This is a genomic window from Dokdonella sp., assembly GCF_044227025.1.
In the GTDB taxonomy this organism is placed as follows: Bacteria; Pseudomonadota; Gammaproteobacteria; order Xanthomonadales; family Rhodanobacteraceae; genus Dokdonella_A.
Map to the genome: position 1 here is coordinate 63,894 of NZ_JBGAFX010000003.1, position 13,485 is coordinate 77,378.

Consider the following 13,485-nt stretch of genomic DNA (forward strand, 5'->3'; position numbering starts at 1 on the left):
GGATGCAGCATGCGGTGGGCCAGAGCCCACCCTATGAAATGCAATGCGAGGCCGCGGGAATGGCGAATGCCACTCCCGCAGCGGCTGGCGCGTTCACCACACTTCGCAGCGCTCTGCCGGCGCGCGCACCATCGGTGCATCCGCCTTGCACTGAAATGCTTCGCGGAACGCGGGCAGGTTCGACAACGGGCCGTTCACGCGGTATTTCGCGATCGGATGCGGGTCGCCCTGAACCATCGTGCGCTGCGTCTCCGGCCGGATCTCGTCGCCGCGCCACTGGCCCCACGACAGGAAGAACTGTTGCGCGGGCGTGAACCCGTCGAGGGTTGCCTCGGGCGCCTTGCCCTCGCGCGACTTCTGGTAAGCGAGCCAGGCGAGCTTGGCGCCAGCGAGGTCGCCGATCGACTCGCCGAGCACGAGCTTGCCGTTGTGGTGGATGCCCGGTTCGATGAAGTAGCCGTCGAACTGCTTCACCACGCACGCGCCGCGCGCCTTGAATTTCTCTTCGTCCGCCGGCGTCCACCAGTTGCTGAGCCGCCCTTGCGCGTCGAACTGCGCGCCCTGGTCGTCGAAGCCGTGGCTGATCTCGTGGCCGATCACCACGCCGATCGCGCCGTAGTTGACCGCGTCGGTCGCGGTCATGTCGAACGCGGGCGGCTGCAGGATGCCGGCCGGGAACACGATCTCGTTGAGCAGCGGGTTGTAGTACGCATTCGAGGTCGGCGGCGTCATGCCCCAGCGCGCGCGGTCGACCGGCTTGCCGATCTGCATGCGGCCATCATTGACGTTCCAGCGTGAAGCGGAGACGACATCGTCCCAGTACGAGTCGCGCCCGACCTTCACGCCGGCGTAATCCTTGAACTTGTCGGGATAACCGATCTTCGGGTTGAACGTCGCGAGTTTCTCCAGCGCCTTCGCCTTGGTCTTGTCGTCCATCCAGTCGAGTCCGCGAACGGTGTCGCCCATCGCGAGCAGGATGTTCTTCACCATCTCCTGCATGCGCGCCTTTGCTTCCGGCGGGAAGTATTTCTCGACGTACTTCTTGCCGAGGGCCTCGCCGAGCTGGTTGTCGGTGGCTTCGGCGCAGCGCTTCCAGCGCGGCTTCATCTCGGTCGCGCCGGTGAGGAACTTGCCGTTGAACGCGAAATTCTCCTCGACGAACGGCTTCGACAGCGAATCGGCCGCGGCGTTCAGCACCTGCCATTCGAGGTAGGTGCGCCACTGCGCGATCGGCGTCGCCTTGAGTTCCTTCTGCACCTGCTGCATGAACTTCGGTTCGGTGACGTTGAGGTCGTTGTGCGGAATGTGCGCAGCGTCGAAATACCCCGCCCAGTCGAACGCGGGCACCTGCTCCTGCAACTGCGCAAACGTCGTCTTGTGGTCCTGCTGCTTCGGATCGCGCAGCGCCACGTTGTCGAGCGAGGCGAGCGCGAGGCGCTTCTCGAACTCGAATACGGTGGCCGATGCCCGCTTGGCGGCATCCGCTTTGGCGCCGGCCAGTGCAAACATGTTCGCGACATGCGCGTGGTATTTCGCGCGCGCTTCGACGAAGCGCGGTTCGGGCTTGAGGTAGTAGTCGCGGTCCGGCATGCCGAGGCCGCCGGCGGTCAGGTGCGCGATGACCACGGTCGGGTCGTGCAGGTCCTGCTGCGCGGCCAGGCCGAACGGCACGTTGACGCCCAGATCGTGCAGGCGGCCGATCGTGCGCTGCACGCCGCTCTTGTCCTTGATCGCGCGGACTTCGTCGAGCAGGGGCTGCACCGGCTTCACGCCGAGTTCGTCGACCCGCGCTTCGTCCATGCAGGCCGCGTAGAAGTCGCCCGAAAGTTGTTCGGCGCTGCCGGCGGGCCAGTCGCTGCGTGCGGAAACGTCGGCGAGGATGTCGCGCACATGCTCCTTGTTGACCTCGCCCGACTGCCAGCGTCGGCTCCAACGGTCCATGTAGTCGGGAATCTTGTGCTGCGCGCGCCACGCGCCGTTCGCGTAGTCGAAGAAGTCCGTGCAGGCGGCACCGTCGCGATTGATGTCGGCGGGGTCGATGCCGTGCAGCGCGAGCGCGGGCGAGGCGGTCGCTGCGAGCGAGACGAGGAAGGCGAGCTGCGACGCGCGCAGGCGCAGCGTCGGCGGGGCAGTGCGGTCGTGCATGGCAACGTCCTCATGGCTGGCAACGCCCCATCGTTGCCGATGGCGCGCGCGCGGACATGGCCCGAATGGCAGGGGTCCGGAAGCGGCCAATCCGGATAGCCGTCCCTTCCGGCGTTCGATCTTCCCTCCGCACGTGTCGAGCGCAGCGGAACGCCGTTCCGCGACGCCGATACACCTGCGAGCGTTCGACGCCGGCGCTGCGCGTCATTCGACTTCGCCCAGGACAGGGCTGCGCCCAGGGCGGACGTAAGCGTGCGGCTGGCTTCAGGACTCCGGCGGCACGGGCGGCGCGGGAGGCATCGGCGGCCCGGGCGGCGCCGGTGGCGCGGCGGATGCGGGTGGCAGTGGCGGCGCCGGTGCCACCGGTGGCGCAGGCGGCACGGGTGGCGCAGGCGGTGCTGGTGCCGTGAAGATCGACTTGAACTCCGGTGTCTTCATCGTCAGCGCAATCGCCTTGTGGTCGCGCAGCAGCTTGACCGTGACCTCCTTGCCTTCGGGTTGGTCGCGCAATGCGCGCATGACATCTTCCGGCCGCTCGACGGCACTGCCGCCGACCTCGGTGATGACGTCGCCGCCGCGCAGTCCCGGCAACGCAGCCGTGTCGCTCGCGACCACCAGCGCGCCGCGGTCGGTACCGAAGTAGCGGCCGAGGTCGGCGTTCACCGGCGCCAGGTTGAGGCCCCACCATGGCATCGCACGGCGCATCGTCCGCTGCGCATTCAGCATCGACTCGCGCACCTGCTTCGAGTTCATGCGCTCCTGGATGCGTTCGCCCGCCTCGGAAATGCGCTCGTGCGCGCGCACTTCGCGATCGGCCTGCCGCTGCGCGCGTTCGACGTCGACGCGCACGCGCTCGTTGAAATCCTTCGGCAGGAACGGGTGTTCCGGATCGTCATTCATCAACGCCGGCCAGTTCAGCGCCTTGCGCCGCTCGGCATTGAACACGACCACGCCGTTCTGCGCGCCGCGCCGGTACTCGATGCTGACCGACTGGCCCTCTTTGAGGTTCGCGAGCAGGCCGCGCGCCTGCCGCAGGGCGGAACCTTCGCCTTCGTCGCGGCCATCCGCCGGATCGCCGGTGGCGGCGAGCGCATGGCCGTCGATCGCGGTGATCACGTCGCCGTCATGCAGGCCGGCGCGCGCGGCCGGGCCGTCCGGCGTGACGGCGCTGATGCGCACCCGATCCTTGTCGCGCGCGAGCACCACGCCAATCATCGCGCGGTCGGATTCGCCGAGGTAGCGGAACGCGTACGCGCGCGGACCGACGTCGCCGAGTTCGCCCGACAATTCGGCCATGCGCCGCGTCAGGTCCTGCATCTGCTTGCGCAGCTCGGCGAGCTCCTTGCGCGCGGCTTCGGCGTTGGCGGCAGGCACCGCCGCACTCGCGGCAGCGCCGCCGGCCGCCGGTGTCGCGGCATTCGGTGCCGGCTTGGCGGCGGGTTCGATCGCAACGGCGCCGCGTGCGGCGAGGGCGAGGGCGAGAAACAACAGGCTGCGCTTCATGGAGGGGCCTCAGTTGATGCGATTGAACGAGGTGTCGATGGCGTTCGCATCGATGTCGCTGGCGGCGATTGCGAACGCACTGCCGCGGATGGTGGCAAGGTCTTCGAGCAGGGCGACGCGTTGGCGCCACAGCGGCAGCGCATCGGCGCGGTCGCGGCTCGCGCCGAGCTGCACGTCGACGAGACCAATCAAGTCCTCGACTTCGACCGCGGCCATCAGGTCGCTGCTGTTTTGCGGCGCATGCGCGGCCACTGCCGCGACCCAGCGCTCGAGCGTCTGCGAGCGCGTGCGCAGCGCATCGAGTTCGTCGTTCGCGCTGGTCGGAGCGGTGGTTGCAGGTGAGGGTGTCGCCGTCGGCTCGTTCGCGAGCGGCGGCGGCGTGGTCGCGCGTGGCAGCAGCAGCGCGAGCAGTACGCCGGCAGCGAGTGCGGCGGGCACGATGTAGCGCCAGATGCGCGGACGCCGTTTCGCGGCGAGCGCGCGCGCGAGCTCCGGCCACAGGTCCGGCTGCGGCGCGGCATCGGGCAGGGCGCGCAGCGCGGCGCCCAGCGTACGATCCGCGTCGATGTTCAATGTGCGGTCGCGGTCATGCATGGCGCGGCCTCCTCCTGCAGTGGTTCGAGCAGGTTGCGCAAGCGAATGCTGCCGCGCATGACCTGCGACTTCGAGAAGCTGACCGACTTGCCGGTCAGCTCCGCGATCTCCTGGTGCGTGTAGTCCTCGACGTGGTACAGCCACAGCACGCTGCGCGTCAGCGCCGGCAGATGCGTGAGCGCCTGTTCGAGCCGGCGCGCGTCGGCCAGCACCCACGGCGGGGGTGCATTGCCCTGGACATCGTCGTCGGCGGGCAATTCTTCCAGCACCACGCCGCGCTCCTTGCGCAGGCGCATCAAGGCCTGGTTGACGACGATCTGGCGCAGCCAGCCCCAGAACGGCGACTCGCCGCGGAACTGGCCGATGCGTTCGAGCACATGCAGCATCGCGTCATGCACGGTTTCCCGCGCATGCTCGGCGTCGCCGAGCATGCGCAGCGCGAGCGTGAACGCGGGGCGCTCGAACGCGCGGTAGATCTGCTCGAGCGCGCCGGTTTCGCCGCGCCGCGCACGGGCGAGGACGGTATCGGGGACCTCGATCTGGAAACTGGTTGCGCTCACGGAAGGGTCAGATGCGGGTCGCGGCGATTTGGTCGCAATCGCACGATGCGCCATGCGCGCGCACGCCGCCAGCGAGCGGCGCGGACAGCCTGTCCGGCACCTGTCCGCATCGCCCGCGGACACTGCGCAGTGTACGGCTTTGTGTCGTAAACGCTCTTGATATCAATCATTTGAGTGTTGGCACAGTCGTTGCTGAGTAACCGTCGACGCTATCCATGGAGTCTGCACCCGATGATCCGCGACACCTCCGCACAGGACCGTGTGCTCACCGCCCCGAGCAATCGCAGGAAGCAGTTCGTCTGGATCGGGCTCGGCCTGGCGACGTTGGCCTCGATCGGGTTGTGCGTGCCGACCATCGTGCGGCTGATGTCGGCGGACTCGTCGGCGAGCAGTGCACGCCTGCGCATCGCCGAGGTCAAGCGCGGCGACCTCGTGCGCGATGTGTCGGTGCAGGGGCGCGTGGTCGCGGCGGTGAGCCCGACCTTGTATGCGCGCACCGCCGGCACCGTCACGCTCGACGTGCATGCGGGCGACAAGGTCAAGAAGGGCGACGTGCTCGCCGAGATCGATTCGCCGGAACTGACCAACCGCCTCAAGCAGGAACAGGCGACGCTCGACAGCCTCGGCCTCGACGTCGAGCGCGCGATGATCGACAACCGCAAGGCGCAGGCGGCGACGCAGATGGCGTACGAGCAGGCGAAGATCGACCGGCAGACTGCTGAGCGCGAAGTCGAGCGCAACGAGAAGGCGTTCCAGCGCGGAGCGCAGCCGGAGATGACCGTGTTGCGCGCGAAGGATGCGCTGGCCAAGTCGCGCCTGAGCGAGACGAATGCACAGCACAATGTGCAGCTCGACCGCGACAGCCTCGCGTTCGAATTGAAGACCCGGCGCTTCGCGCTCGATCGCCAGAAATTGCTGGTGCAGGATCTTGCGCGCCAGGTCGACGAACTCAAGATGCGTTCGCCGGTCGACGGCCAGGTCGGCCAGCTCGTCGTGCAGCAGCGCGCGAACGTGGCGGCGAACGCGGCGATCCTCAGCGTGGTCGACTTGAGCGCGCTGGAGATCGAGGTGCAGGTGCCGGAAGTGTTCGCGCACGACCTGAGCGCCGGCATGGCCGCCGAGATCCAGGAAGGCGGCGAGAAGTACGCGGGCGAAGTCAGCGCTATTTCGCCCGAAGTGCAGAACGGCCAGGTCACCGGGCGCGTGCGCTTCGGCGACAGGAAGCCTGCCGGCCTGCGCCAGAACCAGCAGCTGACCACGCGCATCCTGATGGATGAACACCCGAACGTGCTGATGGTCGAGCGCGGGCCGTTCGTCGACACCGGCGCCGGTCGCATTGCCTACGTCGTGCGCAACGGCACGGCCGAACGCACCGAGATCCAGGTTGGCGCGACCAGCCTCAACGCGGTCGAGATCGTCAGCGGCCTCAAGGAAGGCGACCGCATCGTGATTTCCGGCACCGATGAATTCAGGGGCGCGCAGAAGATCGCGCTCAACTGATCCAGCAAGAACAACGAACGACGACGAGGAACCACCATGCTTAAGATGACCCACCTGCAGAAGGTCTATCGCACCCACCTGATCGAGACCTATGCGCTGCGTGATTTCTCGATCAACGTGCGCGAAGGAGAGTTCGTTGCGGTGACCGGTCCGTCCGGATCGGGCAAGACGACGTTCCTCAATATCGCCGGCCTGCTGGAGGAGTTCACCGGCGGCCAGTACCTGCTGGATGGCGTCGACGTCAGTGGCCTCGGCGACGATGCTCGCTCGCGCCTGCGCAACGCCAAGATCGGCTTCATCTTCCAGAGCTTCAACCTGATCCCCGACCTCAACCTGTTCGACAACGTCGACGTGCCGCTGCGCTACCGCGGGTTTGCGGCGGCGGACCGCAAGAAGCGCATCGACGAGGCGCTGTCGCGCGTCGGCCTCGCCTCACGCATGAAGCACTACCCGGCGGAACTCTCGGGCGGCCAGCAGCAGCGCGTGGCAATCGCGCGCGCGCTTGCGGGTTCGCCGCGCCTGCTGCTCGCGGACGAGCCGACCGGCAACCTCGATTCGCTGATGGCGCGTGGCGTGATGGAGCTGCTGGAGGAGATCAACCGGCAGGGCACCACCATCGTGATGGTCACGCACGATCCGGAACTCGCCGCACGCGCGCACCGCAACGTGCACGTCATCGACGGCCAGGTTACGGATTTCGACGACGAGCCGGCGCTGCGGCGCCCGGTGCGCGACGACGACACCGCCGCCGCCGCGATCGCCTGAGGAGGACCGCGCATGTTCGCCTACTACCTCCAACTCGGCCTGCGCAGCCTGCGGCGCAACCCGATCCTGACCGCGCTGATGGTGGTCGGCATCGCGCTTGGCATCGCCGCCAGCATGACCACGCTGACGGTCATGCACCTCATGGGCAGCAACCCGATCCCGTGGAAGAGCGACAAGCTGCATTACGTGCAACTGGACAACTGGAGCGGCGACCAGTCGTTCTACGACGACGGACGTCCGCCGGACCAGGTCACCTACCAGGATGCGGTCGCGCTGATGAAGGCGGGCAGGGCCGACAAGCAGGCGGCGATGTTCAAGCTGTCGCTGCCGGTGCAGCCGGAGAACAAGGACCTCAAGCCGTTCCAGTCGCTCGGTCGCGTGACGTACTCGGATTTCTTCGCGATGTTCGAGCCAAAGTTCAAGTACGGCGCGCCGTGGAACCACGACCAGGACGAGAGCCATGCGCGCGTCGTCGTGCTCGGCAAGGACATCAACGAGAAACTGTTCGGTGGGCAGGACAGCACCGGCAAGAACGTGCGCCTCAACGGAATCGACTACACGATCATAGGCGTGCTGGATGCGTGGAACCTGCGCTCGCGCTATTACGACCTGACCAACGGCGCGTTCGCCGAGCCGGACGAGTTCTTCATGCCGTTCACCACCGCGGTCGACCTCAAGCAGCGCTCGAGCGGCAACAACAGTTGCTGGAAGTCGCCCGGCGATGGCTGGGATGCGTACCTCGCGTCCGATTGCGTGTGGATGCAGATGTGGGTGCAGCTCGATTCGCCAGCGCGGCTGGCCGAGTACAAATCGTTCCTCGACAACTACGTCAACGAGCAGAAGAAGCTCGGCCGCTTCCCGCGGCCGCTCAACAACCGCCTGCTCGACGTGACCGAGTGGATGCGCGACCAGAAAGTGGTGTCTCGCGACGTCGAGGTGCAGACCGGCCTTGCGTTCGCGTTCCTCGTGGTGTGCCTGGTCAACACCATCGGCCTGCTGCTGGCGAAGTTCACGCGCAAGGCGGGCGAGATCGGCCTGCGCCGCGCGCTCGGTGCGAGCCGGCGCGAGGTATTCACCCAGTTCCTGGTGGAGTCCGGCGTGGTCGGCCTGACCGGCGGCGTGCTCGGCCTGATGCTGACCGGCCTCGGCCTGCTTGCGGTGCGCGCGTTGTACACCGAGTACAAGACGGTTGCGAATCTCGACTGGGCGATGGTCGCGATGACGATCGTGCTGGCGGTGGCATCCGCGTTGCTCGCCGGCCTGTATCCGACCTGGCGCGCCTGTCGCGTGCAGCCTGCGGCTCAATTGAAGGTTTGAGGAGAGTCACCATGGAAATCAGACCGATTCTCTCCGCGCTGATGCGCAGCAAGGTGTCGATGATCCTGATCGGCCTGCAGGTCGCGCTGACCCTCGCGATCGTCTGCAACGCGCTGTTCATCATCGGCCAGCGCCTTGATCTCATGAACCGCCCGAGCGGGATGAACGAGGCCGACACCTTCATGTTCGGCAGCTCCGGTTTCGGCCAGGGCTACGACGGGCGCGCGGTGATGAAATCCGACGTCGCCTTGTTGCGGCAGATCCCCGGCGTCGCCGATGCGACGACGACGAACTCGGTGCCGATGAGCGGCGGCGGCTGGGGCTCCGGCATCTCGTTGCAGCCGAAGCAGAAAACCTCGAGTGCCGACACCACGTTCTACATGGTCGACGATCACGGGCTCTCAACCTTCGGCGTGAACCTCGTCGCCGGGCGCGACTTCACGCCCGCCGAAGTCGAGGACCACGACCAGGGCCAGCGCGTGCAGCCGCCGGTGATCATCGTCAGCAAGGCGCTCGCCGACAAGCTGTTCCCGAACGGCGATGCGCTTGGCAAGCAGGTCTACCTCGACGAGGACGAGCCGCGCAGCACGATCATTGGCATCGTCGAAAAGGCGCAGGAGCCGTGGGTCGACAGCAAGGACGTCGAGAACGCGACCTTCATTCCGTACTACCTGCCGTACGGCAACTACACCCGCTACCTGGTGCGCGCCGAGCCGGGACGCCGTGACGAAGTCATGAAGTCGGTCGAGCAGAAGATGGCGGAAGCGAATCCGAGCCGCATCATCGGCAAGTTGCGCAGCATGCAGCAGGTGCGCCGCGAGGCCTATGCCAACGATCGCGCGATGGCGATCATCCTCGGCGCGGTGATCTTCGCGCTGCTCGCGATCACCGCGCTCGGCATCGTCGGCATGGCGAGCTTCTGGGTCGCGCAGCGCACGCGCCAGATCGGCACGCGGCGCGCGCTCGGTGCGACCAAGTTCGACATCCTGCGCTACTTCCAGACCGAGAACTTCATAATCACGACGATGGGCCTGATCGCAGGCGGCATCCTCGCCTACGGACTCAGCCTGTGGTTGATGCAGCAATACCAGTCGCCGCGCTTGCCCTGGTACTACGTGCCGATCGGTTTCGTCTGCCTGTGGCTGCTCGGGCAACTCGCGGTGCTCGGCCCGGCGATGCGTGCATCGCGCGTGCCGCCGGCGGTGGCGACGCGCAGCGTGTAGTTGATGTGGGCTACTGTCTTTCTTCTTCGCGAGGACCGACCCGCATCCATGCGCGTTCGTCCCGCATCCCTGCGGGCCGGTTACCTTCTCTTGCTTGTCCAAGAGAAGGTAACCCAAGAGAAGGACACCCCCGCGGCAACGCCCGCGGGGCATCCTGCCCCGCGGGTGCGTGAACGGCGGCCGAGGTTCGCCGACAGCGCATCCGTGCGCTGACGGCGAACGCGCGCGCATCGTGCGCGCGCCCCTGCGGGCTTTGTCGTCCGCCGTTCACCGTTGCCGAAGGGGACCCGATAGAAGCAGCGCGCTCCTGCGCGCAGAGGCCGAGCAGCAGCAACAGGAGCGTAGGAGCAGCTTCGGCGGCGATGCTCTTGACTCAAGGCATCGCAAGTTTCCCCGAAGGATACCCGGACTTCCGGCCCATCCAATCCGCACGTCGATCACCGATCATGCACTTCCGATCTGGCCATCCGGCCGGCCCGCCCGAATGGATGTCTGGAGTCTTTCGATGTCACGCAATCCGTACCGAATGCTTGCTGTCGCCACCGCGATCGGCATGGGCCTGATGCAATCCGCGTTTGCGGCCGGCGACGTTGCCGCGCGCGTCAAGGCGCTCAACGACCTGCTCGCCGAGCAGTGGCAGTACACGATGAAGGAGTCGCCGGAGTTCGCCTCTATCCTCGGCGACTACCGCTACAACGACCGGTGGAGCGACTTTTCGCTCGGCCATATCGCGCAGCAGAAGAAGGACGCGCAAGCGTTCCTCAAGCGCTTCGAGGCGATCGACACCAGCGGTTTCTCCGAGCAGGACCGCCTCAACCAGCAGTTGATGGTGCGCCAGCTCAAGGATGGCCTCGAAGCCATCGCCCTCAAGAACTACGAGATGCCGATCGACCAGTTCAGCGGTGCGCACCTGCAGCTCGCGCAGTTCGTCTCGGCGCTGCCCTACGACAGCACGAAGCACTACGAGGACTACATCGCGCGCCTGGACAAGGTGCCCGCGATCATCGATGACCTCATCGCGATCCTCAAGCAGGGCGAGAAGGACAAGCTGATGCCGCCGCGCTTCCTGCTCGAAAAGGTCGTCGGCCAGTGCCGTTCGATCGCCGAGCCCGCGGGCGAGGAGAGCGTGTTCGGCGCGTCGGTGAAGAAGTTCGCCGATACCGTTCCGCAGGCGGATCGCAAGCGCCTGCACGACGCCGTGATCGCCGCGGTCGACGGCAAGGTGCGCCCGGCGTATCGCAAGCTCGCCGACTTCGTCGAGAAGGACTACGCGCCGAAGGGGCGCACGAGCGAAGGCCTGTGGTCTCTGCCGGACGGCGACAAGCGCTACAAGTTCGCGGTCGAGCAGATGACGACGACGGCGATGGAACCCGCGGCGATCCACGAGCTCGGCCTTTCCGAGGTGAAGCGCATCGAGGCGGAGCAGACGAAGATCGCCGAGAAGCTCGGCTACAAGGATTTGAAGGCGATGCGCGTCGCGCTGGACAACGACCCGAAGGTGCACGCCACCTCGCGCCAGCAGATCGTCGATCTCTACAAGTCATACATCGAGCAGATGCAGCCGAAGCTGCCGGAGCTGTTCGGCCTGCTGCCGAAAACCAGGGTCGAGGTGTTGCCGACCCAGGAGTATCGCGAGAAGGAGGCGTCCGGCGCGGAGTACCAGCAGGGCACGCCCGACGGCACGCGTCCGGGGCGCATCTACGTCAACACCTACGACTTCGGCAAGCGCCTGACCACCAATATCGAGACGACCGCCTATCACGAAGGCGTGCCGGGCCATCACATGCAGATCTCGATCGCGCAGACGCTGCCGGACCTGCCGCCGTTCCGCCAGCAGGCCGGCTATACCGCCTACATCGAGGGCTGGGCACTGTACGCCGAGCGCCTCGGCGAGGAACTCGGCTTCTACAAGGATCCGCTCAGCTACTACGGCCACCTGTCGGATGAACTGCTGCGCGCCGATCGCCTCGTGCTCGACACCGGCGTGCACTACAAGCACTGGACGCGCGAGCAGATGGTCAACTACTTCCGCGAGCATTCCTCGCAGGACGAGCCGAGCATCCAGTCCGAGACCGACCGCTACATCTCGACCCCGGGCCAGGCGCTTGCCTACAAGATCGGCCAGCTGAAGATCCTCGACCTGCGCGCGCATGCGAAGAAGGAGCTCGGCGACAAGTTCGACATCCGCGCGTTTCACGACGAAATCCTCGATGGAGGCGCGTTGCCGCTCGACGTGCTCGACGCGCGCGTGAGCGCGTGGATCGCGGCGACCAAGGCGGGCAAACCCTCGGCCTGATGCAACGAGCGCGGGAGCGCAGCGATGCGCTCCCGCCTCTGGATACATCCCCGCGTCGGAGTTGTATGCTCCGTCCCACGCAACCTTTTCGCCTCGCGCCGCATCCAAGCGGCGCATGTGCCGCCCAGACGCCAAGAATGAATCCATGCGCACGGTCCTCGTGATCGACGACAATCCGGCGGTCGGAACCTCGCTTGACCTGCTGTTCGGGTTGCGCGAGATCCGCACGCTGACCGCGCAATCGCCCGAGGACGGCATGGCCGTGCTCGCGCGCGAGCCGATCGACCTCGTCGTGCAGGACATGAACTTCTCGAGCGACACGACCTCGGGCGAGGAGGGCGTGGCGTTGTTCCGCGCGATCCGCGAACGACATCCCGACTTGCCGATCGTGCTGCTGACCGCATGGACGCACCTCGAAACGGCGGTCGAACTGGTCAAGGCCGGCGCGTCCGACTACCAGGCCAAGCCGTGGGACGATCACAAGCTGGTCGCGACCGTGGAGAACCTGCTCGAACTGGCGGAAGCCACGCAGGAAGTCGCGCGCTTCCGCGACGAACGTCGGCGCAGGCGCAAGGCGCTCGACACGCAGTACGACCTGCGCGGCCTGGTGTTCGCATCCGCGGCGACCGAACGCGTGGTCGAGCTCGCCTGCCAGGTCGCACGCGCGGACATTCCGGTATTGATCACCGGGCCGAACGGTGCCGGCAAGGAGCGCATTGCCGAGATCATCCAGGCGAACTCTGCGGTCAAGGACGGCCCGTTCGTCACCGTGAATTGCGGCGCATTGCCTTCGGAGCTGATCGAAGCCGAACTGTTCGGCGCCGATCCCGGCGCCTACACCGGCGCGGCGAACAAGGCGCGCGAAGGCCGCTTCGAACTTGCCGATGGCGGCACCCTGTTCCTCGACGAGATCGGCAACCTGCCGCTCGCCGGGCAGGCGAAGCTGCTGCGCGTGCTCGAAAGCGGCCAGTTCGAGCGCCTCGGTTCGAGCAGGACGCGCAAGGTCAAGGTGCGCGTGATCAGCGCGACCAATGCGGATGTCGCCGCGATGATCCGCGACGGACGCTTCCGCGAAGATCTCTACTACCGCCTCAACGTGATCGAGTTGCGCCTGCCGCCGCTGGCCGAGCGCATCGACGACGTGATCCCGCTGGCCGAGCATTTCCTCGCCGGCGCCGCGCGCCTCGACGACAGCGCGCGCACCGCGCTCGTCGGCCATGCCTGGCCCGGCAACGTGCGCGAACTCAAGAACGCGATCCAGCGCGCGGCATTGCTGTGCCAGAACGGCGTGGTCAGTGCACGGGACCTCGGCCTCGTCGCGGTGCGCACCGCCAGTGGCCGCATCGCCGCCGACGCCGAACCCGATCGCGAGGCGATCGAGACGGCCCTGCGCAACGCGCGCGGCGTGATCAGCCAGGCCGCCGCCGAACTCGGCCTGTCGCGCCAGGCACTGTATCGGCGCATGGAGAAGACGGGGCTGAAGGCCGAGGGCTGAGGCTCTGACAGCCGGGCGCGGGGCGGCTGTTCATTGCCCGTGCGCGCCGAAGCTGCGATGTTGTCAGCCCCGGGACCAAGTCCTCAT

The 13,485-nt window shown here is 66.8% G+C and carries 10 protein-coding genes; 6 read left to right on the forward strand and 4 right to left on the reverse strand.

The genetic code is table 11. The features are described 5' to 3' along the window. Positions 1–93: 93 nt before the first annotated feature. From ACILRJ_RS07990 to ACILRJ_RS08005, 4 genes are all read right to left on the reverse strand, one after another. On the reverse strand, positions 94–2,145 hold the full coding sequence (locus ACILRJ_RS07990; protein ID WP_395682176.1) for a M13 family metallopeptidase: 2,052 nt from the start codon (positions 2,143–2,145) through the stop codon (positions 94–96). A gap of 264 nt (positions 2,146–2,409) precedes the next feature. After that, positions 2,410–3,648 carry a PDZ domain-containing protein gene (locus ACILRJ_RS07995; RefSeq protein WP_395682178.1) on the reverse strand — a complete coding sequence of 413 codons (1,239 nt, stop codon included), beginning with the start codon at positions 3,646–3,648 and terminating at the stop codon, positions 2,410–2,412. Between the two features lie 9 nt (positions 3,649–3,657). Further along, a complete protein-coding gene (locus tag ACILRJ_RS08000; protein ID WP_395682180.1) occupies positions 3,658–4,242 on the reverse strand; it encodes a hypothetical protein in 585 nt (194 codons plus the stop codon). Next, positions 4,218–4,802 (reverse strand): RNA polymerase sigma factor, encoded by a 585-nt coding sequence (locus ACILRJ_RS08005; protein WP_395682182.1) that lies wholly within the window; start codon positions 4,800–4,802, stop codon positions 4,218–4,220. The genes ACILRJ_RS08000 and ACILRJ_RS08005 overlap by 25 nt, the downstream gene beginning before the upstream one ends. 231 nt (positions 4,803–5,033) lie before the next feature. On the opposite strand from ACILRJ_RS08005, the gene ACILRJ_RS08010 reads away from it, so the two are divergent. The 6 genes from ACILRJ_RS08010 (at position 5,034) to ACILRJ_RS08035 (ending at position 13,398) form a co-directional block, all read left to right on the forward strand. Further along, a complete protein-coding gene (locus ACILRJ_RS08010; protein WP_395682184.1) occupies positions 5,034–6,302 on the forward strand; it encodes an efflux RND transporter periplasmic adaptor subunit in 1,269 nt (422 codons plus the stop codon). A 36-nt stretch (positions 6,303–6,338) separates the two neighbouring features. Beyond that, positions 6,339–7,067 carry an ABC transporter ATP-binding protein gene (locus ACILRJ_RS08015; RefSeq protein WP_395682186.1) on the forward strand — a complete coding sequence of 243 codons (729 nt, stop codon included), beginning with the start codon at positions 6,339–6,341 and terminating at the stop codon, positions 7,065–7,067. A 12-nt stretch (positions 7,068–7,079) separates the two neighbouring features. Further along, the gene (locus ACILRJ_RS08020) at positions 7,080–8,384 is read left to right on the forward strand and encodes an ABC transporter permease (RefSeq protein WP_395682188.1); all 1,305 of its coding nucleotides are present in this window, start codon (positions 7,080–7,082) and stop codon (positions 8,382–8,384) included. A gap of 11 nt (positions 8,385–8,395) precedes the next feature. Then, entirely contained in the window at positions 8,396–9,607 is a 1,212-nt protein-coding gene (locus ACILRJ_RS08025) for an ABC transporter permease (protein ID WP_395682190.1), read from the forward strand. A 505-nt stretch (positions 9,608–10,112) separates the two neighbouring features. Next, complete coding sequence (locus ACILRJ_RS08030; RefSeq protein ID WP_395682192.1) at positions 10,113–11,903, forward strand: DUF885 domain-containing protein; 1,791 nt, start codon at positions 10,113–10,115, stop codon at positions 11,901–11,903. A gap of 145 nt (positions 11,904–12,048) precedes the next feature. Then, complete coding sequence (locus ACILRJ_RS08035; protein WP_395682194.1) at positions 12,049–13,398, forward strand: sigma-54-dependent transcriptional regulator; 1,350 nt, start codon at positions 12,049–12,051, stop codon at positions 13,396–13,398. Positions 13,399–13,485 lie beyond the last annotated feature (87 nt).